The 1,307-nt window shown below is 80.6% G+C and carries 1 protein-coding gene and 1 pseudogene; both read left to right on the forward strand.

The annotated features are described in order from the left end of the window. Nucleotides 1-778 (forward strand): zf-HC2 domain-containing protein (locus tag EAO70_RS39905; protein ID WP_187284215.1); only part of this gene is annotated, 778 nt, incomplete at its 5' end. Between the two features lie 79 nt (nt 779-857). Then, nucleotides 858-1,307: pseudogene (locus EAO70_RS38410) on the forward strand (protease); the annotation flags it as partial.

Genomic DNA, 1,307 nt, shown 5'->3' on the forward strand with positions numbered 1-1,307 from the left:
CTCCAGGGACTGCCCGGGGGCCCCGGAGGCCCCGGTGAACCCGGCGGACCGCGCGCTCCAGGGACTGCCCGGGGGCCCCGGAGGCCCCGGTGAACCCGGCGGACCGCGCGGCCCCCTCGAAGAACTCCTCGGGACGGGCGGCGTGCGGTCCGACGGCTTCGCCACGGCCGCCGTCGTCACCCCGCACCCCGCCCACCCCGGCCCGGGGACCGGCTTCCGCATCCACGAGGTCGGCGACCGCGCCGGATCCTCCTGGCGCGGCCGGCGCTTCGCCTTCGCGGCGGCCAGCGCCGTGTCCTTCGCGGCCATCGCCCTCGGCGGCACCCTGCCGCTGGAGGCCTCGGTGAACGCGAGTGCGCGCGGCGGCCAGGGCACCGGCACGGCCGTCACCCCGCTGCGCACCACCGCCACCGGCCCCGGCGGCGGCACCGCCCTCGGACGGGGCAACCGCTCCGGCGAGCGCGGGGCCCAGTCCGTCGACGGCGGGCACGTCCTTCCGGGCGCCCCGCTGACCCCCGGGGTCCCGGCCGCCCTCCGGCACGGCCCGGTGGCGCCGCTCGGCCCCGGCACGGTCCCGGCGGGCGCCGTCCCGCCGGACGCGGTGCGCTCCCCGGCGATGCCCCTGGTGGCCGTACGGTTCCGGGAGCCGGGAACACCGTCGCTGCTGGCCCTCTCGCCGTTCGTGCGACCGACGGCTCCGGCGCTCCGGCTGGCCCTCGGCCCCGGGCCCGCTCCGGCGCCCGGTCCGACGACCGCGCCGCTCGGCTCCCACCGCTGACCCGCGACCTGGTTGAATCCAGGGACAGCGACGCCCGCCCAAGGGGGGCGCGGACGGGTCAGCGGGTTGCGGGGAGAGCATGGAGAACGGGAAGCCGAACTGGTGGAGCCGGCCGTCGAGCGCACCGGAGGCGGCACGGATACCCTCGCCGCCCCCGCCGGGCGAGCACGCGGAGGACGTCACCGGCACGCATGACGCCGACGGCGACTTCCCGCTGCCCGCGCCGCAGCCGCCGACCGAAACACCCACGGCGGCGGCCACCGGCACCGCGCCGGCCGCCGATGTGACGGACCCGGCGGGTCCCGCGGAGGCGACGCACGGGCCGGACGCCACCGACGGGAAAGCCCCGGCGTCGCCGGCGGAGACCGCCGCCGACGCGCCCGCCGTACGGCTGACCAAGAGCGAGGCCCACGCGGACGCGGCCCCGGCCGAGGCCCTCCCGGTGACCGGGGCCCGCGCGGACGCGGCCCCCACCGAGACGCTCCCGGTGACCGAGGCCCCCGCGGCCCCGACCGAGGCCCTCCCGGTC

The sequence above is a fragment of the Streptomyces sp. adm13(2018) genome, assembly GCF_008042145.1.
Classification (GTDB): domain Bacteria; phylum Actinomycetota; class Actinomycetes; order Streptomycetales; family Streptomycetaceae; genus Streptomyces.